Annotated in this window: 28 protein-coding genes and 1 tRNA gene; 23 read left to right on the top strand and 6 right to left on the bottom strand. The window is 60.6% G+C overall.

Going from position 1 to position 25322, the window contains the following annotated elements; genetic code table 11:
• Position 1 precedes the first annotated feature (1 nt).
• The 4 genes from AC097P_RS02165 (at position 2) to AC097P_RS02150 (ending at position 2646) form a co-directional block, all read left to right on the top strand.
• Positions 2 to 418, top strand: coding sequence for a F0F1 ATP synthase subunit epsilon (locus AC097P_RS02165; RefSeq protein WP_479608718.1), 417 nt, complete (start codon positions 2 to 4; stop codon positions 416 to 418).
• A 99-nt stretch (positions 419 to 517) separates the two neighbouring features.
• Positions 518 to 970 carry a YybH family protein gene (locus AC097P_RS02160; protein WP_479608717.1) on the top strand — a complete coding sequence of 151 codons (453 nt, stop codon included), beginning with the start codon at positions 518 to 520 and terminating at the stop codon, positions 968 to 970.
• A gap of 43 nt (positions 971 to 1013) precedes the next feature.
• Entirely contained in the window at positions 1014 to 2105 is a 1092-nt protein-coding gene (locus AC097P_RS02155) for a YheT family hydrolase (RefSeq protein ID WP_479608716.1), read from the top strand.
• On the top strand, positions 2098 to 2646 hold the full coding sequence (locus AC097P_RS02150; protein ID WP_479608715.1) for a DUF2946 family protein: 549 nt from the start codon (positions 2098 to 2100) through the stop codon (positions 2644 to 2646). The genes AC097P_RS02155 and AC097P_RS02150 overlap by 8 nt, the downstream gene beginning before the upstream one ends.
• A 110-nt stretch (positions 2647 to 2756) precedes the next feature.
• On the opposite strand, the gene AC097P_RS02145 is transcribed toward AC097P_RS02150, so the two are convergent.
• Positions 2757 to 3290 carry a c-type cytochrome gene (locus AC097P_RS02145; protein WP_479608714.1) on the bottom strand — a complete coding sequence of 178 codons (534 nt, stop codon included), beginning with the start codon at positions 3288 to 3290 and terminating at the stop codon, positions 2757 to 2759.
• A 249-nt stretch (positions 3291 to 3539) separates the two neighbouring features.
• Here AC097P_RS02145 and ccmA point away from each other — a divergent pair, with 249 nt between their 5' ends.
• The 10 genes from ccmA to AC097P_RS02095 all read left to right on the top strand — a co-directional run bounded on the left by ccmA (position 3540) and on the right by AC097P_RS02095 (position 10526).
• Positions 3540 to 4145, top strand: coding sequence for a cytochrome c biogenesis heme-transporting ATPase CcmA (gene ccmA / locus AC097P_RS02140; protein ID WP_479608713.1), 606 nt, complete (start codon positions 3540 to 3542; stop codon positions 4143 to 4145).
• Positions 4146 to 4150: 5 nt separating this feature from the next.
• Positions 4151 to 4816, top strand: coding sequence for a heme exporter protein CcmB (ccmB, locus tag AC097P_RS02135; RefSeq protein WP_479609457.1), 666 nt, complete (start codon positions 4151 to 4153; stop codon positions 4814 to 4816).
• On the top strand, positions 4813 to 5565 hold the full coding sequence (gene ccmC / locus AC097P_RS02130; RefSeq protein WP_479608712.1) for a heme ABC transporter permease CcmC: 753 nt from the start codon (positions 4813 to 4815) through the stop codon (positions 5563 to 5565). Before ccmB ends, ccmC begins: the two co-directional genes overlap by 4 nt.
• Positions 5562 to 5750 (top strand): heme exporter protein CcmD, encoded by a 189-nt coding sequence (ccmD, locus tag AC097P_RS02125; RefSeq protein WP_479608711.1) that lies wholly within the window; start codon positions 5562 to 5564, stop codon positions 5748 to 5750. The genes ccmC and ccmD overlap by 4 nt, the downstream gene beginning before the upstream one ends.
• A complete protein-coding gene (gene ccmE, locus AC097P_RS02120) occupies positions 5747 to 6187 on the top strand; it encodes a cytochrome c maturation protein CcmE (protein WP_479608710.1) in 441 nt (146 codons plus the stop codon). The genes ccmD and ccmE overlap by 4 nt, the downstream gene beginning before the upstream one ends.
• Complete coding sequence (locus AC097P_RS02115; RefSeq protein ID WP_479608709.1) at positions 6184 to 8136, top strand: heme lyase CcmF/NrfE family subunit; 1953 nt, start codon at positions 6184 to 6186, stop codon at positions 8134 to 8136. The genes ccmE and AC097P_RS02115 overlap by 4 nt, the downstream gene beginning before the upstream one ends.
• A complete protein-coding gene (locus AC097P_RS02110; protein WP_479608708.1) occupies positions 8133 to 8666 on the top strand; it encodes a DsbE family thiol:disulfide interchange protein in 534 nt (177 codons plus the stop codon). Before AC097P_RS02115 ends, AC097P_RS02110 begins: the two co-directional genes overlap by 4 nt.
• Positions 8663 to 9130 carry a cytochrome c-type biogenesis protein gene (locus AC097P_RS02105; protein ID WP_479608707.1) on the top strand — a complete coding sequence of 156 codons (468 nt, stop codon included), beginning with the start codon at positions 8663 to 8665 and terminating at the stop codon, positions 9128 to 9130. The genes AC097P_RS02110 and AC097P_RS02105 overlap by 4 nt, the downstream gene beginning before the upstream one ends.
• Positions 9127 to 10386, top strand: a complete 1260-nt coding sequence (gene ccmI / locus AC097P_RS02100) for a c-type cytochrome biogenesis protein CcmI (protein ID WP_479608706.1) — start codon at positions 9127 to 9129, stop codon at positions 10384 to 10386. The genes AC097P_RS02105 and ccmI overlap by 4 nt, the downstream gene beginning before the upstream one ends.
• 64 nt (positions 10387 to 10450) lie before the next feature.
• Positions 10451 to 10526: transfer RNA gene (locus AC097P_RS02095), tRNA-Arg, on the top strand.
• A gap of 229 nt (positions 10527 to 10755) precedes the next feature.
• Here the strand turns inward: AC097P_RS02095 and AC097P_RS02090 are convergent.
• Together AC097P_RS02090 and AC097P_RS02085 are read right to left on the bottom strand one after the other, a co-directional pair.
• Positions 10756 to 11364: a hypothetical protein gene (locus AC097P_RS02090; protein WP_479608705.1), complete on the bottom strand. Its 609-nt coding sequence runs from the start codon at positions 11362 to 11364 to the stop codon at positions 10756 to 10758.
• Positions 11365 to 11369: 5 nt separating this feature from the next.
• The gene (locus AC097P_RS02085; RefSeq protein ID WP_479608704.1) at positions 11370 to 11963 is read right to left on the bottom strand and encodes a glycine zipper 2TM domain-containing protein; all 594 of its coding nucleotides are present in this window, start codon (positions 11961 to 11963) and stop codon (positions 11370 to 11372) included.
• Positions 11964 to 12223: 260 nt separating this feature from the next.
• On the opposite strand from AC097P_RS02085, the gene AC097P_RS02080 reads away from it, so the two are divergent.
• The 6 genes from AC097P_RS02080 to feoB all read left to right on the top strand — a co-directional run bounded on the left by AC097P_RS02080 (position 12224) and on the right by feoB (position 19137).
• A complete protein-coding gene (locus AC097P_RS02080; RefSeq protein WP_479608703.1) occupies positions 12224 to 13465 on the top strand; it encodes a cytochrome-c peroxidase in 1242 nt (413 codons plus the stop codon).
• Positions 13466 to 13491: 26 nt separating this feature from the next.
• The gene (locus AC097P_RS02075) at positions 13492 to 14817 is read left to right on the top strand and encodes a hypothetical protein (RefSeq protein ID WP_479608702.1); all 1326 of its coding nucleotides are present in this window, start codon (positions 13492 to 13494) and stop codon (positions 14815 to 14817) included.
• 187 nt (positions 14818 to 15004) lie between these two features.
• The gene (locus AC097P_RS02070; protein ID WP_479608701.1) at positions 15005 to 15421 is read left to right on the top strand and encodes an FMN-binding protein; all 417 of its coding nucleotides are present in this window, start codon (positions 15005 to 15007) and stop codon (positions 15419 to 15421) included.
• Position 15422: 1 nt separating this feature from the next.
• Positions 15423 to 16304, top strand: coding sequence for an FAD:protein FMN transferase (locus tag AC097P_RS02065; RefSeq protein WP_479608700.1), 882 nt, complete (start codon positions 15423 to 15425; stop codon positions 16302 to 16304).
• Between the two features lie 599 nt (positions 16305 to 16903).
• The gene (locus AC097P_RS02060; protein WP_479608699.1) at positions 16904 to 17203 is read left to right on the top strand and encodes a FeoA family protein; all 300 of its coding nucleotides are present in this window, start codon (positions 16904 to 16906) and stop codon (positions 17201 to 17203) included.
• Positions 17200 to 19137 (top strand): ferrous iron transporter B, encoded by a 1938-nt coding sequence (gene feoB, locus AC097P_RS02055; RefSeq protein WP_479608698.1) that lies wholly within the window; start codon positions 17200 to 17202, stop codon positions 19135 to 19137. Before AC097P_RS02060 ends, feoB begins: the two co-directional genes overlap by 4 nt.
• A gap of 343 nt (positions 19138 to 19480) precedes the next feature.
• Here the strand turns inward: feoB and AC097P_RS02050 are convergent, their stop codons facing one another.
• Together AC097P_RS02050 and AC097P_RS02045 are read right to left on the bottom strand one after the other, a co-directional pair.
• Entirely contained in the window at positions 19481 to 19924 is a 444-nt protein-coding gene (locus AC097P_RS02050) for a DUF1810 domain-containing protein (protein WP_479608697.1), read from the bottom strand.
• Positions 19925 to 19990: 66 nt separating this feature from the next.
• Positions 19991 to 20533: a C40 family peptidase gene (locus AC097P_RS02045; protein WP_479608696.1), complete on the bottom strand. Its 543-nt coding sequence runs from the start codon at positions 20531 to 20533 to the stop codon at positions 19991 to 19993.
• A 105-nt stretch (positions 20534 to 20638) separates the two neighbouring features.
• Between AC097P_RS02045 and AC097P_RS02040 the strand changes: the two genes are divergently transcribed.
• On the top strand, positions 20639 to 21226 hold the full coding sequence (locus AC097P_RS02040) for a putative pterin-binding protein (RefSeq protein WP_479608695.1): 588 nt from the start codon (positions 20639 to 20641) through the stop codon (positions 21224 to 21226).
• A 68-nt stretch (positions 21227 to 21294) separates the two neighbouring features.
• On the opposite strand, the gene AC097P_RS02035 is transcribed toward AC097P_RS02040, so the two are convergent.
• A complete protein-coding gene (locus tag AC097P_RS02035) occupies positions 21295 to 23406 on the bottom strand; it encodes a molybdopterin-containing oxidoreductase family protein (RefSeq protein WP_479608694.1) in 2112 nt (703 codons plus the stop codon).
• A 61-nt stretch (positions 23407 to 23467) separates the two neighbouring features.
• On the opposite strand from AC097P_RS02035, the gene AC097P_RS02030 reads away from it, so the two are divergent.
• Together AC097P_RS02030 and AC097P_RS02025 are read left to right on the top strand one after the other, a co-directional pair.
• Positions 23468 to 24658: a M20 aminoacylase family protein gene (locus tag AC097P_RS02030; protein WP_479608693.1), complete on the top strand. Its 1191-nt coding sequence runs from the start codon at positions 23468 to 23470 to the stop codon at positions 24656 to 24658.
• Between the two features lie 49 nt (positions 24659 to 24707).
• Positions 24708 to 25322: a hypothetical protein gene (locus AC097P_RS02025; protein ID WP_479608692.1), complete on the top strand. Its 615-nt coding sequence runs from the start codon at positions 24708 to 24710 to the stop codon at positions 25320 to 25322.

Below are 25322 nucleotides of genomic sequence, written 5' to 3'. Positions count from 1 at the left end.
CATGAACACCATCCATGTTGACGTGGTCAGTGCTGAAGAATCCATCTACTCCGGTGAAGCCAAGTTTGTGGCTTTGCCCGGTGAGGCTGGCGAACTCGGCATCTATCCCCGCCACACCCCCCTGATCACCCGCATCAAGGCTGGCTCGGTGCGCATCGAGAAGGCTGACGGCAGCGAAGAGTTTGTCTTCGTCGCCGGTGGCATTTTGGAAGTGCAACCCAACCGCATCACGGTACTGTCAGACACGGCTATCCGGGGTAAAGACCTGGATGAAGAGAAGGCCAATGCGGCCAAAGCGGCTGCTGAAGAAGCACTCAAGAACGCCAAAACGGAATTCGATGTGGCCAAGGCCCAATCGGAGATGTACGTCATTGCGGCAGAAATTGCTGCCCTGCGCAAGTACCGTCTCAAAAAGTAAACGCTTTGCACTAGCGCACAAAACCGCCTTCGGGCGGTTTTGTTTTTGGTGGCGTGGATAAACGCGTCACAATGGTACGAACAACCCCCCAGCCGCCCCATGCCCAAAGCACGCCAGCAAGCCGCCACCTTTGGCGTCACTCCCGACCAGGTGGAGGCTGCGTTTTACGAAGCGCTGCAATCGGCGGACATCGAAAAGCTGATGGTCTGCTGGGCTGACGAAGACGATATCGTGTGCATACACCCCGGAGGGCCGCGTGTTGTGGGCGCGTTGGCGATCCGCGCGGCTTTTGACGCCATTTTTGGCCATGAGGGTTCGATCCAGGTCCAGGCCGAATCCATTCGGCGTATCGCATCCATGGCCAGTGCAGTGCACAATGTACTGGAGCGTATCGAGGTGATGACCAGCGAAGGCCCGGCCCACGCCTTTGTGCTGGCCACCAACGTCTACCACCTGACACCCCAGGGGTGGCGGCTGGTGGTGCACCATGCCAGCCCCGGCACACAGGACGCGGTGCAGGAAATCAACCAGGTGTCCCAGGTTCTGCACTGAGTAAAATGGGGTCCGAGCCCCCGATTGGATTGATTACTCAGCTATGAATTATGTAGCACCCCGGTGGTTGCCCGGCGGCAACCTGCAGACCATCTGGCCCGCCCTGTATGCGCGCCGGGTCAAGGGCACGCTGCCGCAATACCGGCGCGAACGCTGGACAACGCCGGATGCTGACTTCATTGATGTGGACTGGATGGTAGCCCCCACGCTTGTCACTGCGTGTACTGCGCTGCCCCCCGAGGGGGCTGGCCTTGCTTGGGGCGGCCCTGCGCGGCGGCCGGATGTGCTTCCAACGCCTGCGGTTGGTGCGGCTCAAACCCTGCTCGTGCTGTTCCACGGTCTGGAGGGCTCATCCGCCAGCCATTACGCCCAAGCCTTTGCCGACTTCGCCCGTGAACATGGCATGGCCTACGCCGTGCCGCACTTTCGCGGCTGCAGCGGTGAGTTGAACCTGGGCCCGCGGGCCTACCACTCCGGCGACCATGTAGAGGTGGGCTGGGTGCTGCAGCGTTTCTGTGATCAGCACAGCGGCCCCATCCTGGCCGTGGGCGTGTCGCTAGGCGGCAATGCCCTGCTGCGCTGGGCGCAGGAAATGGGCGCCGCGGCGTCCGCAGTGGTGTCGGCCGTGGCGGCGGTCAGCTCGCCCATCGATTTGGCGGCCGGCGGCCACGCCATCGGCAAGGGCTTCAACCGGCTGGTATACACGCGTATGTTTCTGAACACGATGAAGCCCAAAGCCTTGCGCAAGCTGGCCCAGCACCCGGGGCTGTTCGACCGCGACGCGCTGTTGCAGGCTAAAGACCTTTACGCGTTCGACAATGTTTTCACGGCGCCACTGCACGGTTTCAAAAATACCGACGACTACTGGAGCCGGGCGTCGGCCAAGCCGCACCTGCGCCAAATCAAGATACCGGCCCTGGTGGTCAATGCCCGCAATGACCCGTTCGTGCCGGCGTCCAGCTTGCCATCGATACAGGAGGTCGGCTCGCACGTCACGCTGTGGCAGCCCTCACACGGCGGCCACGTGGGCTTTCCGCAGGGGCGCCCACCTGCCCATGTGTGGGCCATGCCGGACGCGGTCGGCGGCTGGCTGCTGCAACACCTACCCCATACAAGGACCTCCACCCATGGATGACATCGTTCGCCAGGCCATGGCCAAATGGCCGAACGTGCCGGATTGCTACGGCTGGCTGGGCCTGGATACCCGCGGCAACTGGTACATGCGCGACGACCGCGTGCAGTCACTGGGGCCGTTTGTCGGCGGGCAGCCAGCCGCCAAGGGGTCTTTGCTGACCCACGACAAGCTGATCGCCTTCATCAACCGCAATTACATGGCCGACGAACAGGGCCGCTGGTTTTTTCAGAATGGACCGCAGCGGGTGTATGTCGAATTGGCCGCCACGCCGTGGATATGGCGTGTGCAGGCCGACTACACGCTGCAGACCCACACCGGCCAGCCCACGGTTTGCACGGCCTGCCTGACAGACGAGCAGGGCTGGTTGTACCTGGAGACACCGCTGGGCTTTGGCCTTGTCCATACGCAGGATGTGGAGTTAGCCGCGCAGGCGGTTGAGGCCGGATTGTGGACCGTGCAAACCGCGCAGCGTGATGGATTGGCGGCCCACTATGGTTACGTCAGCAGTCCAGCATCAGTACAAGATTTGCTACAAAAATAGGAGCGGCTTACGCGTGACTGGCGAGGGCTGCAGGCCAATCTGACATGTAAAACAAGCGCCCAGAAAAAAGCCGGCGCTAAGGCCGGCAAATAAGACCTGGCCAAAGGAATTCAGGGTTTTGCGGCAGCCGGTGCAGCTTTTACAGGCTCTGCAAACTTGGCGCCACCGGCGTTGGCCATATAGACCACTGCACGGGCAATTTCAAAATCGTCAAAGTCACCACCGCTTTGCGCACCCATGGCACCCTTGCCCTTGAGGGCAGAGTTCCACAGAGCTTCAAAGCCGGTCTTGATACGGGGCGCCCAGGCGGCAGCGTCGCCAAACTTGGGGGCGCCAGCAACGCCGTTCGCGTGGCAGGTGGAGCATTGGGCCTTGAAGACCTCTTCACCAGCCTTCATGGGGCGGTTGGCATCGCGGATTTCGACGCTGCCGACTTTTTGGATGCGTGACACCGTGGATTGCTCCAGGTTGACCGAACCGGCCAGCGGTTTGTTGGCCGATGTCACGTAGTGCACCAAGCCGATGATCAGGAAAATGGGAACGACAAAAGAATAGAGCACGGCCAGCAACAGTTGCTTGGGATTCTTGATAGGGCCGGTGTGGGCCTCGTCGTCGTGGCCAGGTGCGTTGCTGTGGTTGCTCATGGGGTCCTCAAATGGTCGGATGCGCGCGCGTAAAGAACGTAGGATTATAACGGGCCGTCTCGCCCCGACTGGGGCAGCGGGCACGGCAGACCTGCACTTTTGCAAGCCGCCACGCCCTTGTGAGATAGCCTTTCCCAACGGGTGCCACAGGACGGGTTGTTTACAATGGCTACCGTTGTCCTTCCCCCTGAAGGGCGTGCCACAAAGCCCGGGCCAGGCTTCTTCCAAATTGATCTTCCAATTCGTTTCATGCTGAGCGCACACGGCCTCTGCTGCGTGCGCGGCGAACGCCGACTGTTTGCCCAACTGGACCTCGCCGTGGACGCGGGGGAGTGGCTGCACGTGCGGGGTGAAAACGGCGCCGGCAAGACCAGTTTGCTGCGCTTGCTGGCAGGTCTGTCGCATCCGGCCGAAGGCGAAGTGCGCTGGGGCGGGCGGTCCATCCACGATGCTGACTCCGGCTACCGCTACAACCGCCTGTTCTTTGGCCACCACGGCGCGCTGAAAGAAGACCTTACGGCGCTGGAAAACCTGGCATTTGCCGCTGCCATGGATGGCGCCGACCTCATAGAAAACGCGGCTCTGGCCGCGCTGGTACGTTTTGGACTGCGCGGCCGCGAGGAGCTGCCGGTGCGCGTGCTGTCAGCCGGGCAGAAACGTCGCGTCATGCTGGCGCGGCTGGCCACGCGCAAAGCCAGCCTGTGGGTGCTGGACGAGCCCTTTACCGCATTGGATACCAAGGCCGTGGACCTGTTGGCCGCGCTGGTTGGCGAACACCTGGCCGGAGGCGGCATGGCCGTCATCACCAGCCACCAGGCCGTGCCACTGGCCGACGGACGGGTGGTGCAGTTGTGAACGCGGTGCTTGCCACCTGGGCCACGCTGCGCCGCGACCTGCTGCTGGTCGTGCGGCGCAAGAGCGAGGTGTTGACCGCGCTGTTCTTCTTTGTCATTGTCAGCAGCTTGTTTCCGCTGGGCATTGGGCCGGAGCCGGATTTGCTGCGCAAGATCGCACCTGGCGTGCTGTGGGTAGGCGCCCTGCTGGCTACGATGCTCGGCCTGCAGCGCATGTTCGCGGCCGACCATGCGGATGGCACGCTGGAGCAGATGGCGCTGTCGCCAACCCCTCTGGTATGGTTGGTAGTGGGCAAGATCGCTGCCCACTGGCTGGTCAGCGGCCTGCCGCTGGTGCTGATAGCGCCGGTGCTGGGTCTGCAATTTGATCTGAATGCCAGCGCGTTGGGCGTGCTAATGCTGGCCCTGCTGCTGGGCACGCCGCTGTTGTCGTTGATCGGTGCCATTGGCGCCGCGTTGACGCTGGGTGTGCGCGGCGGCGGTGTGTTGCTGAGCCTGCTGGTGCTGCCGCTGTATGTGCCGGCGTTGATTTTTGGCGCTGGTGCGGTGGAGGCTCATGTCTCGGGCCTGGGCGCCGAAGGGCATTTGTCGCTGTTGGCGGCGCTGTTGGCGCTGGCTACTTTTTTTGCGCCGTGGGCAACTGCGGCGGCCTTGAGGATTGCATTGGAATGAGCAAGCAACAACCGACTAACTGGTTCAAATTTGCCAGTCCCCAGGCCTTCTACCCACTGGCGGGCAAGCTGATCCCCGTGTTCTGGGTGCTGACCGCGGTGTTTGGCATCGCCGGGCTGTGGCTGGGCTTCTTCGTGGCGCCCACCGACGCCACGCAGGGCGAGGGATACCGCATCATTTTCATCCACGTGCCCACCTCGTGGATGTCCATGTTCATCTATATGGTGATGGCCGGCTGGGCCGCGATGGGGCTGTCACTGAACGCGCGCCTGTCCAGCATGATGGCCCAGGCTTTGGCACCCACCGGCGCGCTGATGGCTTTCCTGTCGCTGTGGACCGGGGCCTTCTGGGGCAAACCCATGTGGGGAACCTGGTGGGTGTGGGATGCGCGGCTGACCTCGGAGCTGATCCTGTTCTTCCTGTACCTGGGCTTTATCGCGCTGCAGGCTTCCATTGACGACCCGCGCCGCGCCGACAAGGCGGGGGCTATTCTGGCGCTGGTCGGCGTCGTCAACGTGCCCATCATCTATTTCTCGGTCAAGTGGTGGAACACCTTGCACCAGGGTTCGTCGGTGTCGTTGACCAAGTCGCCGTCGATGGCCATGACCATGCTGTGGGGCATGCTGCTGATGGCGCTGTGCCTGTGGATGTATTCGATTGCCGTTGCGCTGACCCGTGCGCGCGCCATTGTGCTGGAGCGCGAGGCGCACACTGACTGGGTCAAGCAATTGCAGGAGGTCAAGGCATGAACTGGAACTCAGCGTCCGAATTCTTTGCAATGGGCGGCTACGCCCTGTACGTGTGGGGCAGCTTTGGCGCCTGCGCTTTAGCCTTTGTTGTGGAACCTTTGCTGGTGCGCCAGCGTCACACCCTTGCCGTGCGCACCCTGCGCAGGCAGGCTGCGGCCGAACAGATGGAAATGGATCACACGTGAAAGCCTGGAGAAAACGCGCCGCCATTATCGGCGGGGGCCTGGTGGCCGTCGGTATTGCCGCCGCCTTGTTGTTGAACGCGCTCAATAGCAATATTGCGCTGTACGTAACCCCCAGCGAGGTGAAGGCGGGCAAGGCACCCAAGTTGCGGGAATTTCGGATCGGCGGCATGGTCAAGGCCGGATCGCTGAAGCGCGACAACCTGACCGTGCACTTTGTGATGACCGATATGGTGCAGGACATAGCGGTGGCCTACACCGGCATACTGCCCGACCTGTTCAAGGAGGGCAAGGGTGCCGTGGTGCAGGTCAAGCAAAACACCGGCGGTGAATACATCGCCACCGAAGTCCTGGCCAAGCATGACGAAAACTACATGCCACCCGAAGCCAAAGACGCGCTGGACAAGGCACAAAAGAACAAAGGCGGCACCACGTTATGACCCCTGAGCTCGGGCAGTTTGCCCTCATCCTGGCCCTCTGCGTAGCCCTGGTCCAGGGCACGCTCCCCATTGCGGGTGCCCACTATGGGCGGCGCGAATGGGTGCTGCTTGCGCGGCCGGCCGCACAGGTCTTGTTCCTGTTGATGGCCGCATCATTCGCGGCCTTGGCCTGGAGTTTTTACACCAACGACTTCTCGGTGCAATACGTGGCGGCGCATTCCAATGCCCAGTTGCCGACGCTGTTCCGTTTTGGCGCAGTGTGGGGCGGTCATGAAGGTTCGCTGTTGCTGTGGGTGTTGATGCTGTCGGGATGGACGGTTGCGGTGGCGCAGTTCTCGCGCACACTGGACGATGCGATGGTGGCCCGCGTCATAGGCGTGCTGGGTCTGGTAACAGCGGGCTTGCTGCTGTTCGTTCTGTTCACATCGAACCCGTTCGATCGTCTGCTGCCCGCAGCAGAGAATGGGCGCGATCTGAACCCGCTGCTGCAAGACCCGGGTTTGATCTTCCATCCGCCGATGCTGTACATGGGTTATGTCGGTTTCTCAGTGGCTTTTGCCTTTGCCATTGCGGCGCTGCTGTCGGGCCGGCTCGATGCCGCGTGGGCGCGCTGGTCGCGGCCGTGGACGACTGCGGCCTGGGTCTTCCTGACGCTGGGCATTGCGCTGGGTTCGTGGTGGGCGTATTACGAACTGGGCTGGGGCGGCTGGTGGTTCTGGGACCCGGTTGAAAACGCATCTTTTTTGCCCTGGCTGCTCGGCACGGCGCTGCTGCATTCGCTGGCGGTCACCGAGAAGCGCGGCAGCTTCAAGAGCTGGACCGTGCTGCTGGCCATTGGCGCGTTTTCGCTGTCGCTATTGGGGACTTTCCTGGTGCGCTCCGGCGTGCTGACGTCCGTGCACGCGTTTGCGACCGATCCGCGGCGCGGTATCTTCATTCTGGTGTTGCTGGTGCTGGTAGTGGGCTCATCGCTCGCGCTGTTTGCATGGCGCGCGCCGAAGGTTGCGTTGGGTGGTTCCTTCGCCCTGGTGTCGCGCGAATCGCTGATGCTGGCGGGCAATGTGTTACTGGTAGTGGCTTGCGCATCGGTGCTGTTGGGTACGCTGTACCCGCTGATCATCGACGCTCTGCATCTTGGCAAGATTTCGGTCGGCCCGCCTTACTTCAACGCGGTGTTTGTGCCCATCATGACGCCGGTGCTGTTTCTGATGGCAGCGGTGCCGTTGGCGCGCTGGAAGAGCGCAGACATCAAGGACATTGCATTGCGGATGTGGATACCCGGCGTGCTGGCCTTGGTGGCGGGCGGCTTGGTACCCAGCCTGATGGGTGGCTGGACCGTGCTGACCGGTTTGGGCGTGGCGCTGTCGGTGTGGATTGCCGCATCAGGCGTGATCCAAGTGGCGCGGCGGCTGAAATCGGGCATGCCGCCCGCGTCGTTCTGGGGCATGCATTTCGGCCACTTCGGCATTGCTGTGTTCGTGTTCGGCGTCACGATGGTTGGCGGTTTCCAGGAAGAGCAGGATGTGCGCATGGAGCCGGGCGACACGGTCAAGGTGGGTGGCTACGAGTTCAAAATGGTCGGCGTCAAGGATGTACCCGGCCCCAACTATAGTGCTGCCCAGGGCGCCTTTGAGGTCAGCCGAGTCGGGGGCAACAGCATCCAATTACTGCGCCCTGAGAAGCGCAACTATTTCTCGTCCACGATGCCGATGACCGAAGCGGCCATCGATGCCGGCTTCACCCGTGACGTGTATGTGTCGCTGGGTGAGCCGCTGGAAGGCAAGGCTTGGGCGGTTCGCGTGTACTTCAAACCCTTTGTGGACTGGATCTGGGGTGGCTGCGTGTTCATGGCCCTGGGCGGCCTGTTGGCCATGGCAGACCGCCGCTACCGCATCAAGGTGAAGGCCGGCGCTGCCGATGCCGTATTGGCTAGGGGAGCCGCCACATGAACGCAAAGACGCTGATCCCACTCGCACTGTTTGCTGTCTTGGTGGGTTTTTTGGCCCTGGGTTTGGGCTTGGACCCACGCGAAGTGCCGTCGCCGCTGGTCAACAAACCGGCGCCCGCCTTCAAGATCGACCAGCTTGAAAAGGCTGACGCGCAGTTCTCGCCCGAGGATATGAAGGGCCAGGTCTGGCTGTTCAATGTGTGGGCCTCGTGGTGCGTGGCGTGCCGGCAGGAACATCCGGTGCTGGTGGAGTTTGCCCGCGCCAAGGTGGCGCCGCTGATCGGCCTGGATTACAAGGACCAGCGCAAGGAGGCTTTGGGTGTCTTGAAGCGCAGCGGCAACCCATATGACCTGACCGCGTTTGATGCAGATGGCCGGGTCGGTATCGACTACGGCGTCTACGGCGTGCCCGAGAGCTATGTCATCGACAAGGCGGGTGTCATTCGCTACAAGCACATCGGACCCATCACGATGGAAGCGATGCAGAAGACCATCATTCCCCTCATCAACGAGTTGAAGAAGAAATCGTGAAAATTTTCTACGCCCTGTTGCTGGCGCTGCTGACCTGCGGTGGCGTTGCCGCCAAGGACGCGGTCTTGTTGGCGGAAGACCCGGTGGTGGAGCAGCGGTTGATAGTCATCTCCGAAGAACTGCGTTGCCTGGTCTGCCAGAACGAATCGCTGGCAGGCTCGCGGGCCGACCTGGCCATGGACCTGCGCCGGGAATTGCGCACGCTGATCAAGCAGGGCAAGACCGATGCCGAGATCAAGGAATTCATGGTCAGCCGCTATGGCGACTTTGTGCTCTACCGCCCTCCGGTCAAGCCCACTACCTGGCTGTTGTGGGCAGGACCTTTCGGGTTGATGGTGGCGGGTGTAGTGGGCTTGTTCGTATACCTGCGCCGGCGCAACGCCGAGATCAAGGGTGCCGCTGGTGGTTTGACGGATGAAGAACGCAAGCGCGCCGACGCGCTGTTACGGGAAGGCGATACATGACGGGTTTTTTGGCTGCCGGGTCACTGGCATTGGCGCTGGTCCTGGTTTTGCTGTTCCGGCCTTTCTGGTGGAAGAAATCATCCACGCAGGTGTCGCGCCGACAGTTCAACGCTGCCATCTACCGCGACCAGGCTGCGCGCCTGGACCGCGACCGCGCCGACAACATGATCGCCGAAGAGGACTACGTGCAGGCCCGTGCCGAACTGCAACGCCGCGTCATTGACGACACCCGTGAGAGCGACGATGCTGCCACCGTGCGCGCACCCAAGAAAACGATGCTGGCACTCGGCCTGCTGGTGCCCATCGTGGCCGTGTGCCTGTACCTTCTGCTGGGCAGCCCGGCCACGCTGGATGCCGTCAATGGGCCGCAACGCGCGGCTACGCCCCAAGACATGGAGCGCCTGGTCGCGAACCTGGCGATGAAACTGGAAAAGGAACCAGACAACCTGCAGGGCTGGGCCATGCTGGCGCGCTCTTACAAGATGCTGGGGCGTAATGCCGAAGCCGAGCGGGCTTTCGAACGTGCGGGGGCTTTCATGGACACCGATGCCCAATTGCTGGCCATCTATGCAGACCTGGCTGCGACCAATGCCAACGGTAACTTTGCAGGCAAGCCAGCCCAACTGATCGCCAAGGCGCTCAAGGTCGATCCGCAAAACGCGATGGCGCTGTGGCTGGCCGGCACGGCGGCATTCCGCGCCAACCAGTTTGATGCGGCGCTGCGCATCTGGGAGCGGCTGGTGCCGCAGGTGGAGCCGGACTCTGAAGATGCACGCATGTTGCAACAAGCCATTGAGGCGGCTTACGCGGCGGCCGGTAAGACGGCGCCCAAGGGTGCTGCCGTTCAACAACAGGCCGGTACAAAATCCAAACCCGTTACCGACGACAGCCCCAGCACCAAGGCTGGTGCGGCCTCGGCCAGTGTCAGTGGGCGGGTTGAGCTGGACGCCGCGCTGAAATCCAAGGCCGGTGCAGGTGACACCGTGATGGTGATCGCCCGCGTGCCGGGCACCCGCATGCCGGTTGCCGTCTTGCGCGTACCCGCCGTTGCGTTTCCACTGCAGTTCACATTGGATGACTCGCTGGCCATGAGCCCGCAAGCCCGTATTTCAACAGCCGGCACGGTCGAGGTAGAGGCGCGGATTTCCAAATCCGGCATGGCCCAAGCCGAACCTGGCGACTTGATATCGGCAGTGCAGACCGTCCAAGTGGGAGCCAAAGGCATCGCCTTGCAGGTCAACAAGGTCAGGCCTTAGTCGCAGCCGCGGAGTGCGCCAGGGGATGTGCGAAAATATGCGGTGTTGTTGATTATTCAGCCGTGCGGCTGTAGCTCAGTGGATAGAGTATTGGCCTCCGAAGCCAAGGGTCGTGGGTTCGATCCCCGCCAGCCGCACCATTAGTGAACCGCTAGAAGTATGGTCGTTGTACTGTCAAGCGTTCAACAGCCGGCAACTTCGCAAGTTGTCCATTGAAGTAACGGCGCTTTTGTGACGGCTAAGCCCTTGGTTAAGAAGAAGCCGTTGCCGATCACGGGCCGTGGTGCGTGTTCCTCATTTTCTCAAATGGAAAACATCGAAAACGGGCGGGCAGGCTCACCTCCGTAACCCCAGCAGATCGCGTGAAGTCTACGGTGTCCGCAACGCGTATTGCGCTTGCCCCGGAGTCGGTAGCGCTCGTGATCCATATAGGGTGTTTCCCGAAAGTATCGCTGTTGCATACTGGACGTTAGGGTCACTGCGGAAATTGAACGCCGATTGGTTGAAGTTCACTCTAAGACCGCGCGCCGCCGATCGCACAGGATAAGAAATCTGTATGCCGTTGGCATAGTCGCCATCATCGTCAACCGCCATCAGGAATGCCATCAAGTTTTCAACGGCAATATCGCTGTGCAGAGTCGCGTTGAAATAACGGTTCGCATCGTAAAGTGACGCGTATTCGTGCGGTAAATCCCCGGGTAGAGTGAACAGCAAGATGTCACCCAGCACGAATGCGACCGTGTCGTCGCCGGTGTAGCCCGTGTAGCCGCCGGCAGCTGTCGTGAAATGGGACTCTGACCCGGTCGCACTGTTGAGGTATTCCAGGCCGGAAATCGTTGGATGCGTTAAATATTCGTAGGTCGGCTGAACGGTGAACTGTGCCGCGGGCGCCGTCACTTCAACATACGCGTCTCCGCCACCGCCACACCCGCTGAGTCCCAGGCACGCCAACATCGAAAGAGCAACTAGAGTTTTCATAGCTATTAACGATTCCGTTTTGCAACTTCGTTGCCTATGTAGCCGCCACCCACTGCACCAGCGATGGTTGCCAATGTCTTCCCGTTTCCACTGCCGACCTGGTTACCAAGCAAACCACCGATCACTGCGCCCACTCCAATTCCAACCGGGCTGTTTTGCTGGGCCGCCGGCTGGGTTTGTTGTGCAGGTGCCGACGCAGGGGGTGGTGCTGCTTGGTTTTGCGCAGTTTGGGTAACGGGCTGTTGTTGCGAGCCCTTCGAATGCACCTGCACTGGGCGTGTAACAATTTTTTGCACCTCTGCCTTCGCTGGCATGTCGTGTTGGGCGGGCAGGGATGCGCGAGCCGGTTCTTCAGCGATTTGACTGGACAAGGCTGATGCGCGTGCGGTAACGCCATGGGAGCTGGGCAACAGACCCGTCAATGCGCCAATGCCTAACAAGCTCACCACAGTGACTGACACCGCTGCTACTGCGATGACGGGATGAATACGTTGGTTCGGATTTGTCATGCTCATAAAAGTCTCCTCAAGTGAAAGAACCTTTCGGTTCGGTGACAAACTTATAACGATCGTGTTGCGAAAGTGGATGTCGAACCCCATGGGATTGAAAGTAACAATGCGTAACCGAAGAGCATGGTCCAAAGGCCACCGGTAAGACGCGGGGCAAAAATTTGGCATACGAATGCGAGTTATTCGCATTTAATAGATACAATCTCCACGGTTGCGCCAGCTGTCATTCCGTAGGGCTCGCCCGTATGTCCTGCGCGAAGGCAACGTTCTGTGAGCACATTGGCCTCGCGTGAACGGAGGTCACACATACACCAACTCAAAAAGGGCCAACGTTAAGCGCTGGTAAATGCATGCTCGTCAGTAAGAGACCCGAAAACAGTCAGTCCAACGGAGGGGAGCGTTCCGTATTGCGCGTAGCCCTCTCAATCGCTTCAGGCTTAGTATTTGCAGTTGCGCTCACTGCGTGCGGCGGTTCGGATAAACCGACAACTGCCCCCGCTTCCGAATCACTGGGTGCGGTGGCTGCTCTTGGACAAAAGATATTTAGGGACCCGAGTCTGTCGGCGTCTGGAAAATTGGCGTGCGCCAGTTGCCACGATCCAGACATGGGGCATGCTTCCCCTTTTGCGACACCGGTGGCATTTGGCGGGGCTAATCTGGACCAGCCGGGAACACGGTTGCCACCGGCGTTGGGATACTTGCGCTTCAATTCGGCCTTTCGTTTTGCGCCCGACGGCACGCCCACAGGAGGGTTTACCTGGGATGGTCGTGCCAACACCTTGGCGGATCAGGCGCGTCGTCCGTTCTTGAGTGACAACGAGATGGGCAATCTGGACGTCGCCAGCCTGGTCTTGAAACTTGCCAAGGCGTCCTATGCCGATGAGTTCAAAGCTGTGTTTGGGGCGGACATTCTTTCTGACCCGAACACCGCTTTCGATCGGATGGTTATGGCGCTTGAGCGTTACCAGCGCGAGGATCCCGACTTTGCCGCTTTCAATAGCAAGTTCGATGCCTTCACCCGTGGTGCGGCCAAGCTGACGGACGCGGAATTGCGTGGGCTAGCATTGTTCAACCGCGAAGACAAAGGAAATTGCGCGGCCTGCCACCCCAGCACCAAACCAGCAAACGCGCCAGGCGCGCTATTTACTGACTTCACGTACGACAGTTTGGGTATTGCACGTAACGGCACCATCGCAGCGAACACAGATGCAACCTATTTTGATGTCGGGTTGTGCGGGCCTGCGCGCGCCGACTTGGTATCCCGTACGGATCTGTGCGGAAAATTCAAGGTCCCAAGCCTGCGCAATGTTGGTCTGCGCAAACGCTTTTTCCACAATGGACAGTTTGATTCGCTGGAGCAGGTGGTGCGCTTCTACGTTACGCGCGATACGAACGCGGACCTCTGGTTTCCGATGGATGCATTGGGGAACCCCACGCCATACAACGACCTGCCAGCCGAGCTACGCGGGAACGTGAACGTGACAGAGGCCCCATACAACAAAAAGTTTGGTGATGCCCCATCTTTGACGGAAGCAGAAATCCAGGACGTGGTGGCTTTCTTGCGCACGCTCACGGACGGCTACAAACCCTAAGAACGAATCAACATAAGGACAAGACCATGCAACACACTCTAAAACTCACCTTGATAGCCGCCGCCGCAGTCGCTAGCCTTCACACCACCGCCGCTGCGCAGAGCAATGCCGAAGTCTTGGGTGAAATCAAGCGCCTGCGCGAAGAACTGCTGCAGGTGCGCAGTGAACTGGACTCGCTCAAACGCAACAGCACGCCAGTTACAGCAATTGCGCAGGTCGCTCCGCCGGTAGCCGCACAAAATACCCCGGAACCTGCTCAAGCATCGGCAGCGCACAGTGCGCCCGCTTACAACGGCGGCAGTGGCCTGAACTTCTTTGGATACGGGGAGATGACCTACAAGCGACCTTCGAACGACCCGGCGGCCGCAGAGGCCACAGTGCGCCGTGGTGTTCTCGGTTGGGCCTACCGCTTTGACGAGCAAACACGGTTTGCAGCGGAGTTGGAAATCGAGAATGCGGTCGTGTCCGCGGGCGACCGCGGCGAAGTAGCCTTTGAACAGTTTTACGTTGAGCATGACCTGAGCAAAAACTTGACGGCCAAGGCTGGCCTATTTTTGATGCCCATCGGTTATGTGAATGAAGTACATGAGCCAACGCACTTCTACGGCGTGGATCGCAACCTGGTTGAAACGGCCATTATTCCCAGTACATGGCGTGAAATGGGCTTCGGATTGCGCGGAACCACGGAGGCCGGTTTGCGCTGGGACGCCGGACTGGTCACCAATTTTGATTTGACCAAATGGGATGCGGCCAGTACTGACGGCCAAACGTCACCATTGGCGGCCATTCACCAAGAAGGCCAATTCGCGAAGGCTAGGAACTTGGCTATCTACGGAGCGCTGAATTACAACGGCATCCCTGGACTGAACTTTGGGGGAAGCGTGTTCACTGGTGGTGTCGGACACCGTCAAGTTGGCTTCGCGGCGCCTGACGCCAACCTTTTGCTGACTGAATTGCATGCCCGGTGGCAACCCGGCAACTGGGACTTTTCCTTGCTGGCTGCTGCAGGCCAATTCAACAATGTTGACGAATTGAACGCTACTTTCGCCGGCCAGCCCACACCGGTACCCAGCACATTCAGCGGCGCATACGCACAAGCCGCGTACCGCCTGTGGCAGAAGGGTGACTATTCGCTGGCTCCGTTTGTTCGCTACGAGCAGTTAAACACTGCGCGTGGGTTCTCTGGTCTGGGTATGGGGCTTGCGCCATCGATACAGCCAGACACCCGCGTGTGGACAGTGGGAACCAACTTTTACTTGAATCCGCAAGTGGTCCTGAAGATGGATGTGCAGCGCTACCTGAACGACAGCAATCTCGACCGTTTCAACTTGGGAGTTGGCTTCCACTTTTAAGTGACAATGGCGGGATAGAGTCCTTAAGGGTGCAAGCATGATCTCTCGTCGCCAGTCGATACGACATCTCGCTGTCGTGGGTACAACTGTCGGTGCCGTGTGGAGTTTGCCTGCGTTCGCGACCACGTTTCTGGATATCGAACAAGCGCAGAAATTGCTACTGCCACAAGCCAGTGGCTTTACCGCTATGCCATTGGTTCTGGATGCTGCGCGGATTGCCGAGTTGGCCGCGATTACGCAAACCTCTGTGCCGCGGGGATTTGCACCGCAATGCTGGGTGGGCACGGCCGGCGGGCAGCGGCTTGGCTGGGTGATGGCCGACCGCGTGATTGGTAAGTACGAACTGATCGATTACGCTGTCGGATTCTCGGCAGACGGCAGCATGACGGGACTTGAAATTCTGGCGTACCGGGAGTCCCACGGAGCCGAAATTCGCAACGCTTCTTGGCGTAAGCAATTTGTTGGTCGAAAGGGCGCGGGGCAGATACGCGTGGGGGATGACATTCGCAACATTTCCGGGGCGACATTGTCATGTCAGCACGTCACACAAGGTGCCCAGCGCCTTAGCGCCATTGCCCAGACGTTGCAGGTTTCTGGAAGCTGACGTGCATAGTGGCGAAACTTGTGGTGCGCTGCATCGGCTGGTGCAAAGAGCGCGCGCGCTGTTGGGGACACTGGTCACGATACAGGTTCAGATCCCGGCAGAGACATTTGCAGACAGCCATGCGTTGGCCCGTGTGCACCAAGCCATAGACCAGGCTTTTCAGGCGGTTCACAGTATTGAGCAAGCCATGAGTGCCCATTGCCCGGACTCTGACCTGGCGCGAATAGCCCGCGCGGCGCCCGAGTCGCAAGCGACGGTTTCTTCGCACACGGTAAACGTATTGCGTCTTGCCAAATACTGGTACAGAACCAGCCTCGGTGCTTTTGATCCGGTGTTGGCAGCGAACCGGCTGTCGAGGCAGAGCAGGCGCCCGGCCTTCTTTGGACTGAGCCTTTCCCCTGACGTGTGCTTGCAAGATCTCTCTATTATGGGTGAGGATATTGTCTATCTCCGGCGTCCCATGCGCCTGGATCTGGGTGGAATTGCGAAGGGTTACGCCGTGGACCAAGCAATCACTGTCCTCAATGCCAGCGGCCTCCACACAGTTTTGGTCAATGCGGGAGGGGACCTCCGTGCTTCGGGTGTTTGGGACTGGCCTGTTCAAGTTCGCAGTCACAACGCGCCAAATCGCGTCAAGAAGCTCAACGGGCTGAAATCTATACGCAACGCTGCCTTGGCGACATCGACCGGGAAAGCACTCAACACGGAGTTTGTTCCCTCCGGACGCGCCAGGTCCATAGGCGGATGGGCTACCTGCACGGTCTACGCAAGGGACTGCGTAACGGCCGATGCGCTGACCAAGTGGGGGCTGCAATCTGCGCCGGTTTGTCCGCGCCTTCAGCGCATCTTGCGCACGCACGGCGCTTTGCTCTGGAGAGCTTAAGCATGCAAAACGCGCGTCGACACGCCGGATGGAGCACAACCGCTGTTGGGTGGCTAGTCACGCTCACCGTCAGTTTGTGGTTGACGGGTGTGACCATGCATCTTTTTGGTAGAGACTCCGTAGCCGAGTTGCCAGCCTGGCAGGAAAACCTGCAGCGATGCGCAACGGTGGCACATGGCGTTTTGACCTGGGTTTTTTTAACGATGTTAGGTCGTTGGGTATGGCCCCATATTCGTCAAGTCTGGGGTCGGCGCACGCGCGAATGGACTTGGGCCATGGGTGTTTTTACGGTCGTCTTCTGCGCAATTCTGTCTGTGGCGGGATTAGGTCTTTTGTACGGCCCGGGTTCGTGGCGAGACACACTTTCGGTAACGCATTGGTGGATCGGCCTGGTATGGCCTATTGTGTGTACGGTCCATGCATGGAGACGGGTCCTGCGCCGCTAGCCGGTCAACTACAATCACAATGAGTGATAACCACTCCCATTCTCATTTCTGAGGATGGTGTCCCACCCTGTGTGCCGTCTACAGCTGTAGGCCCACCGATAGGGGTTGACTGCTTGCTTTGTTAACGACGTGGTGCAGCCGCAAGGAATATCTATGTTGGAGTCTGTTTGCTTGTTGGATCTGATGCCGCAACGTGCCGCGACGGTGAAAGAGCTGCGTACGCCACGGGACTCTGCCCTGGACCCGTCGCTGCTGAGTCGCTTGGCTGAACTGGGATTTTTGCCAGGTGAGAGCCTGACGGTTCTGCGCAAGGGCCCGGGCGGTCGCGAACCCTTGGCCGTACAGATCGGTGACAGCATCTTTGCGCTGCGCGCGGTCGAGGCGGCGTGTGTACACGTCGACGTTCGATCGACCTCCGATCGTGCATTGCCCAACACCGAGGTACGGGCGTGAGAGCTATCGCATCACCAACACTCGCGGCAGAAGGGTTGGGCAAAGCTACGTTTGCCTTGGTAGGCAACCCCAACTGTGGCAAAACCGCGCTGTTCAATTTGTTGACTGGCGCAAGGCAAAAGGTGGCCAATTACGCAGGGGTGACAGTTGAGCGCAAGGAGGGTTGGGCCAAGCTTCCTGAGGGGCCTGTGGTCTCGGTGCTTGATCTTCCCGGTGTCTACAGCTTGAACCCCGCGACGGTGGACGAGGCAGTAACCCATGATGTAGTCATGGGGCAGCGCGCTGGCGAACCGGCACCCGACGTTATTGTTGCCGTGGTGGACGCGACCAACCTGCGTATGGGCTTGCGCCTCGTACTGCAGCTGTGCAACCTGGGGCGCCCGGTTGTGTTGGCGCTGAACATGATGGATGTCGCGCGCGCGCGTGGCCTGCGGATCGATGTAGCCCGGCTTGCCCAGGAATTGGGGGTGTTGGTCATTGAAACGGTGGCGGTTCGCAATAGCCCATGGCGCCAGTGGTTTGGCTCAGCGGCAGACAACGGGCGCGAGGCGCTGTTGACCGCTGTGCAGTCCGCGTTGACCGCGGCGCGATCCACGGCAGGTGGAGTGCCGCTACACGATGGCCGTACCTCTGCGCCGGATACGACGGCGTTGCAGTTGCGCGTAAACCAGATCCTCGCCGTCGCAGTTCCCAATGCTTCCCAGATCCATCGGTTTAACCACGGTGTGGATGCGGTCGTCATGCATCCGGTGTACGGTCTGGTACTGCTGGCCGCCCTGCTATTTCTGGTTTTTCAAGCGGTATTTGCTTGGGCCAATCTGCCGATGGATGCGATCAAGCAGACGGTTGCCGCCGCAGGGGATGCGGTCAATGGACATATGGCGGAGGGCATGCTGCGCAGCCTGCTGGTCGACGGCATCATTGCCGGGGTCGGTAGCGTTCTGGTTTTTCTGCCCCAGATCCTGATTCTGTTTTTCTTCATTTTGGTGCTGGAGGAATCCGGTTATTTGCCGCGCGCTGCATTCTTGCTGGACAACCTGATGGGCAAGGTGGGCCTATCCGGTCGCGCGTTCATTCCGCTGCTGTCGAGCTTTGCGTGTGCCATACCCGGAATCATGGCAACCCGCACGATACCGAACGCGCGGGATCGCTTGGCCACAATCATGATTGCGCCGTTGATGACGTGTTCTGCACGGCTTCCTCTGTACGCTTTGTTGATTGGCGCTTTTGTCCCGCAGCGCAATATCGGTTATTTCGGGCTGCAAGGGCTTACCCTTTTTGCGCTGTACGTTGCCGGGATCGTGTCGGCCATGGCGGTTGGATGGGTCTACAAAAAATTGTCCAGCGCACCGCACTACCAGCCTTTGATGCTGGAGTTGCCGCCGTATCGCATACCGAGTGTGTATAGCGTTGCGCTGGGTTTATGGCAACGCGTGACCATCTTCTTGTCGCGCGTTGGAACCATCATTTTTTCGTTGATGGTTGTATTGTGGTTCCTTGCCACCTTTCCCGGGCCGCCGCCCGACGCCGCTGGCGCGGCTATCCAATACAGTTTTGCAGGGATGATCGGCCGCGCCCTGGAAGTAGTCTTCCACCCAATTGGATTCAACTGGCAGATTTCCATTGCCCTGGTGCCCGGAATGGCCGCCAGGGAGGTTGCAGTGGGAGCCTTGGGGACTGTTTATGCCCTGTCAAATACCGGAGGCGAAACCGCCACTGCACTGACTCCATTGATCGCCGGTGGCTGGTCACTGGCAACTGCCTACTCCTTGCTTGCCTGGTACGTTTTTGCCCCGCAATGCCTGTCGACGTTGGCGGTGGTGAAACGCGAGACCAACTCGTGGCGTTATCCGCTGTTGATGGCGGGCTACTTGTTTGCGCTTGCCTACGTCGCTGCCTTTATTACCTACCGGGTCGCCCTATGGCTCACCTAAACCATTCGGCTATGTGGGAATACCTTATCGTCTACGCCCTCGTAGCGGTGTGCGCTGCGTATAGCTTGTTCTACATGCTACCTGGCACCTGGAAAGCGCGGCTGAGGCTGTGCGTGTTGTCGATCGCTGGCGATACGTCTGCTCTCGCAGCGGGTACCACGGTGAACCCATCAAAAGTGGCGTGCGGTGGGGGGTGCAAAGGGTGCTCGGGGCAGACAACCGCCACGGTGAAACCCATCCAGTGGCACGGCCCTGGCAGTCGAAGGCTCTGAGCGACGCGTTGACGACTCGCGAGCACACCCAAGGAGCCGTACCGTTTGACTCCGCGTGGGGGTTACGCCAGCTATTTCTTGGTAACTGCAGGTCCGAGCAGTTTCACAGTGACCTCGTCAGCCTTGCCGTTGAAAAAAATGTCTATGGCCTGGCTGAATACCGGCTCTTGGGGAGCCGTGACAGAAAACAGCGTCATGCAGGAGCGCAGCTTGACGTCATCAGGGGATCCAAAAATCTCAAAGGCGTTAGCGTTTCTCTGGGCCAGTAGCAGACGGGTGCATTCGACCAGACGTTGGCCCAGCACGGGATGCGCGAGGTAGGCCTTTGCCTCTTCTGCCGATTCAATGCCGTAGCGCTTGGCCATGGCGCTACGCCCCAACTCCTTGAGTTGCGGAAAGACAAACCACATCCAGTGCGTTTCCTTGTGCCCCATTGAAAGTTCGGCGACGACGTTTTGGTAAACCGGGTCTTGGGCTTCTACAAACCGTTCCAGTCCTTGGGTAGTGTGGTTCATGGGTTCTTCAGTAGCGACACAGAGTTGGTACCCTATTGGAACACGGCAACGTGAGGGGGTTATGCCCTACGGACGACGAAAGCTGGTCTGCTGCGCCGACCAGTATTTCGATGCCAAGTAGTCCAACCGCACGTCCCCGCCACTGGACGGCGCGTGTACAAACCGTCCCTGGCCCACGTAAATGCCTGCATGGGTGACCACGTCGCGCTGCGAAAAGATGACCAGGTCGCCTGAACGGATGTTTTGGGTCGCCACCGGATAGCCCCAGCCATTCAACTTGGCCACGGTGCGCGGTGGTGCAATCTGCGCGCGCGTCTGGTAGACATGGCCGATCAGTCCGCTGCAGTCAAAGCCCGATTGCGGGGTGTTGCCGCCGTAGCGGTAGGGCGTGCCCACCAAGCCTATGGCGTAGATCGTGACGTCACCGGCTTGCTCCGGTGTCAGCCGTGCCGGGTATTCGATGCCATCCGGCACGCCTTGCGCCCTGAGCGCGGTGGGCGTGGTGCCGCATCCACCCAGCAACAGCGCGGCAAGACCGACAACGGCAACGGAAAGGAGTCTGTGGACAGTCACAGTGGCGCAATGGTCGGGGTTGTGGTGGCAACGCATGGCATGCCGAGACTGTACAAGAACCGCGGCGGCAACGCGTGGCTAGAATGATTTTTACCGCCACCATACCCTGCGTACACGGCTACCGCCTTTCTGGAGTTATAAATGAACAAGCGTGATTTCCTGAGCCATTCCGTACTGCTGGGCGCCTTGCCGGTGGCGTCTGCACAGGCGGGCGTTCCCGCAGCCCGCGGGCCAGTGTTGCTGACCGTCAGCGGGCCGGCCATCAGCAAGAGCAACCGGGGTGCCTTGGATCCTGCGCTGGACCAGATGATGGCCAAGCATGGCGTGCAGTTCGACAAGGCGCTGACACTGGACGCCGCCACGTTGCACCGTCTGCCCAGTGTGCAGATCAAGCCCACGCTGGAATACGACGCCAAGGTCCACACGCTGTCCGGCCCGCTGGTCAGCACCGTGCTGGAAGCGGCGGGTGTAGCGCCCACCAGCGCCGTGCTGGTCGGCTTGCGGGCGGTGGATGGCTACAACGTCGCCATCAGCCTGGCCGATATCCGGCGCTACCGCATGGTGCTGGCGACGCATATGGATGGCCAGCCGCTGGCGCTGGGCGGACTGGGCCCGCAGTGGGCCGTCTACGACGCCGACAACATCGCGGACTTCAAGGACAAACCGCTGAAACAGCGCTTTGGCCTGTGTCCCTGGGGCGTGTACCACATCGATGTCAAACCGGCCTGAAGGCGGGGTTGCTGCAAATTGCTACATAAATCATAGCTGCTTACGCGCGTCCCACGAGGGCTACAGCCCTATTGGTCCAATGCAACCTCGACCAGGCAATCGTAGAAGGTCGGGCCTTGGCCCATGTCAGTGAGCTTCTGGCTGGTCAGTTGGTTGACGTTGGTGCCAGCCAGCCCCAGTTTGCGCCACCACACGCCCAGCCCGTTGACGACACCCGGGCGCGCCCGCTTGGAGACCACGGCCTTGCACAGGTATTCGCCGCGCTGGTTGAACACCCGCACCACGGCACCTGAGGGGATGGCCCGGGCCGCAGCGTCCTCCGCATGCATCTCCAGGATCGGCTCGCCCTCGATGTCGCGCAGGCTCTTCACATTGACAAATGTCGAGTTCAGAAAGTTGCGCGCTGGCGGCGAGATCATCGCCAGCGGATACGCCGTGGAGCTACCCGCCACCTCGTGGTTGGGCAGGTAGGTGGGCAGCGGATCCAGGCCCTGGGCCTGCAGGCGCGCGCTGAAAAATTCGCAGCGGCCAGACGGCGTGGGAAAACCGCCACTGGCAAACGGCGCGTCAACCCCTTCCAGCGTGGCAAAGCCCTGGCTGAGCAGCAGTTCGAAGTCGACCGCCGGACCATAGGCGGCGCGGCACAGGTCTTCGTCGGTGTCGGCGAAGCACGGGTCGAGAAAACCGGGGTCGTACTGGCCCATGCGCCGCGCCAACTCGCGGAAGATCTGCGTATTGGGCTTGGCCTCGCCCACCGGCGCGATGGCTGGGCGGTTCAGCAGCACATCGGTGTGGCCGTAGCTCAGGTGCACGTCCCAGTGCTCCAGCTGCGTCGTGGCGGGCAGGATGTAGTCGGCGTAGTCGGCCGTGTCGGTCTGGAAATGCTCCAGTACCACGGTGAAAAGGTCCTCGCGCGCAAAGCCCTGAACCACCTTGCTGGACTCGGGCGCCACCGCCACCGGGTTGCTGTTGTAGACCACCAGTGCTTCGATGGCCGGGCCAAACTCCGCCGAAGCGGGGCGCAGCAGGTCGTCACCAATCGTGGACATGTTGACGGTGCGCGGTGTGCGCCCGGCCAGCAGATCCGGGCGCTGCAGCGCCGCGGCATCCACCGGGAAGGTGCCAGAGCTGGACAGCAGCACGCCGCCCGCCCGGTGCCGCCAGGCGCCGATCAGCGCCGGCAGGCAAGCAATGGCGCGCACGGCGTTGCCGCCGCCGCGCACGCGCTGCAGGCCATAGTTCATGCGGATGGCGGCCGGCTCACCGCGCTGGAAGCAGCCGCCGTAGTCACGCGCCAGGGATTGGATCTGCTCGGCGGTGATGCCGCAGACCTCGGCCGCACGCTGTGGCGTCCACTCCAGCGCGTGGGTGCGCAACGCGTCCCAGCCCAGCGTGTACTGGGCAATATAGTCATGGTCCAGCCAGTCGTGGGTGATCAGCTCGTGCATGATCGCCAGCGCCAGCGCTGCATCGGTGCCGGGGCGCAGTGCGATGTGTTCGTGGCACTTGTCTGCAGTCTCGCTTTTGCGCGGGTCTATGCAGATGAGCTTGGCGCCATTGCGCTTGGCCACCTGGGCATAGCGCCAGAAATGCAGGTTGCTGGCAATCGAGTTGCTGCCCCAGATGATGATGAGCTTGGATTCGGCGAAGAACTGCACCTTGGTGCCGACCTTGCGGCCCAGCGTCTGAACCATGCCCTCGCCGCCAGCCGTGGCGCAGATCGTGCGGTTCAGGAACGAGGCGCCCATCTGGTGAAAGAAGCGCGCCGCCATGCTCTCGGCCTGCACCAGGCCCATCGTGCCAGCATAGCTGTAGGGTTGAATCGCCTGGGCCGCATCTGGCCCTTTGGCGGCAATAGCGGTTAGCTTCTGCGCAATGTCATCCAGCGCCTGGTCCCAGCTCACGCGCTCAAACTGGCCCGAGCCCTTGGGGCCGGTGCGTTTCAGCGGGTGCAATATGCGCTCGGGGTGGTAGGTGCGCTCGGTGTAGCGCGAGACCTTGGTGCACAGCGCACCGTCGGTGTGGGGGTGGGCGGGGTTGCCGTGCACCTTGATGGCGATGCCATCCTGCACGGTCGTCACCAGCGAACAGGTGTCCGGGCAGTCGTGCGGGCAGGCGCCCAGTACGTCACGGGTGCTTGCAATAGGGATAGAAGCGATAGAAGTGGTTGAATCTGGCATGGCCGTCATGGTAAAGCCTGCGGCGCAATAATGTCGTTTTAACCCCATCAATACGCCTGATATGAAGCTTATCCCCGAACTGGTTGCCGCAGCGCCGGCCATAGGCGCTATTCGCCGTGACATCCACGCACACCCTGAGCTGTGCTTTCAGGAAAAACGCACTGCCGACGTGGTGGCGGCCCAGTTGGCGCAGTGGGGCATCCCAGTCCACCGTGGCATGGGCACTACCGGCGTTGTCGGCATTGTCAAGGCGGGCACCTCCGGCCGGGCCATTGGTCTGCGGGCCGATATGGACGCGCTGCCGATGCAGGAGTTCAACACCTTCGCCCATGCCAGCCAACATGCAGGCAAGATGCACGCCTGCGGCCACGACGGCCACACAGCGATGCTGTTGGCGGCAGCCCAGCAGTTCTCCAAAGCGCGTAATTTCGATGGCACGGTCTACCTGATCTTCCAGCCCGCCGAGGAAGGCGGTGGCGGTGCACGCGAAATGATCAAGGACGGCCTGTTCGAACAGTTTCCCATGGAAGCCGTGTTCGGCATGCACAACTGGCCGGGCTCCGAGGTCGGCCAGTTCGCCGTCAGCGCCGGCCCGGTGATGGCGTCCAGCAACGAATTCAAGGTCACGATACGCGGCAAGGGCGGCCATGCGGCCATGCCCCACAACGGCCTTGACCCGGTGCCGGTGGCCTGCCAGATGGTGCAGGCGTTCCAGACCATCATCAGCCGCAACAAGAAGCCCATCGATGCGGGTGTTATCTCAGTGACGATGATCCACGCCGGCGAGGCTACCAATGTGATACCTGACAGCTGTGAGCTGCAGGGCACCGTGCGCACTTTCAGCATCGAGGTGCTGGACATGATCGAGCAGCGCATGGGCGAAATCGCCAAACACACGGCTGCGGCCTTTGGCATGGAATGCAGCTTTGAATTTGTGCGCAACTACCCGCCGACCATTAATTCGGCCAAGGAGGCGGAATTTGCGCGCAAGGTCATGGCCAGCATCGTCGGCGATGCCAATGTTGACGCCCAGGAGCCGACGATGGGCGCCGAAGACTTTGCGTATATGTTGATGGCCAAGCCGGGCTGCTATGCCTTTATTGCCAATGGCGACGGAGCCCACCGCGAAATGGGCCATGGCGGCGGTCCATGCATGTTGCACAACCCCAGCTACGACTTCAACGACAGCCTGATTCCGCTGGGCGCCACCTACTGGGTCAAGCTGGCTGAGGCCTGGCTTGCCCAGCAATAAAATTAGTACGATGCACACTTAAAGCGCTGAAGCGCAAAGGGAGCCGGCCGTGAGCAAGTGGAGTGAGTTGACTTCCCGGGAAAAGCCGGAAGGCTTGCCAGAAGCCATTCATCGGCAAATCTCCCCTGGCGTGGTGCGCTACGTGTTCATCCACGACGACCTGGAAGTGGATGACCCGGCCGTTGATTCCACCGGCCGTTTCTTTGTTTCTCCCCGTGAATATGGCTTCACGATACGCGGCTTCCAAGGCGGCAAGACGGCCTGGGCCAGGGACTTTGCCAATGGCACCATGCTGGTCGTCAACACCCAGGGCATGTCCCACGTGCTGTCACCCAAAGTCCCGGCCCGCATCCTGTTTGTGGGCCACGATGGCACGGCGCTGCAAGACACCGGCGCCGTACAGCGCCTGGCCGAACGCATACCCGACCTGACCACGGTCCGACTGACCGTGAACGCCACCTTTGACTTGCATGGCGAAAGCCCGGAGGTTGCCCGTGCGCTGATGATGCGCATGGTGGACCGCGCGCTGCTGGCCGGCCCACGCGACGGCGAGTCGGAGGCGACGATTGTCGACCACATGTTCGAATCCAGTTCCGTTGTCGAGGTCGAGCGCCGCCGCGCCACCGATACCGATACCGATTCTTCGCAGCTTCTGGATATTTAA

It is taken from the genome of Rhodoferax sp. ZS1R8, from assembly GCF_056521325.1.
Note: the sequence above shows the minus strand (reverse complement) of the source record. Positions and strands in the feature narration are given on the sequence as shown.